Below are 604 nucleotides of genomic sequence, written 5' to 3' on the forward strand. Positions count from 1 at the left end.
TGGCAAGGCGATCGCCAGCGGCCACCGAGAAGCTGACCGCCTGGACCAGATTCCGCCCATTCGCCATGGCACAGAGGTCATGGGCTTCGAGAAGCACTGCGCTCATCGGCTGCTGCCCGCCGGATTGCGGGGACGGCAAAGCGTGCGCATGGTGATGCGATGATCGATGGAGCCGTCCAACTTTCCGTCACTTTCCAAAACTGGCGACGGAAGGAAGCTGGCGAACCGGCCGACAAGACCGGGACTCGCGTTTCCTCCCGGCACACCCCGTCCGGTCAACTCAGTGATGGCAGGTCTCCTGGCTCGCGGGTCGTTGCGCCATCCTGCCTTCCCAGCCTTGCCGGCCAGTGGCATTCACGGATTTTGCTCGCCGCTTACAGTTGCGGGGGCAGCCACGGCCTCGACCTGAACAGGCCTCACCGTGTTCCCTTTTCACCCCTCGCCTTTCGGCTCGGGGACCATCACCACTTCAGCGTAGATTTCCACCAAACGCTTCGCAATGGATTTCTCGGACGAAGTGGTGGGCCAGCTAAGGGAAACAGGCATTGCACGCTCACTTTATGTAATAACATAATATTTTATGTAATAACATAACATTCTTAGG

Annotated in this window: 1 riboswitch. The window is 58.8% G+C overall.

Annotated elements, in window-relative coordinates:
- Window positions 1-270: 270 nt before the first annotated feature.
- Window positions 271-478, reverse strand: a riboswitch (cobalamin riboswitch).
- Between the last annotated feature and the right edge of the window lie 126 nt (window positions 479-604).

The organism is Mesorhizobium sp. M7A.F.Ca.US.002.01.1.1 (assembly GCF_004022955.1).
GTDB lineage: Bacteria > Pseudomonadota > Alphaproteobacteria > Rhizobiales > Rhizobiaceae > Mesorhizobium > Mesorhizobium ciceri.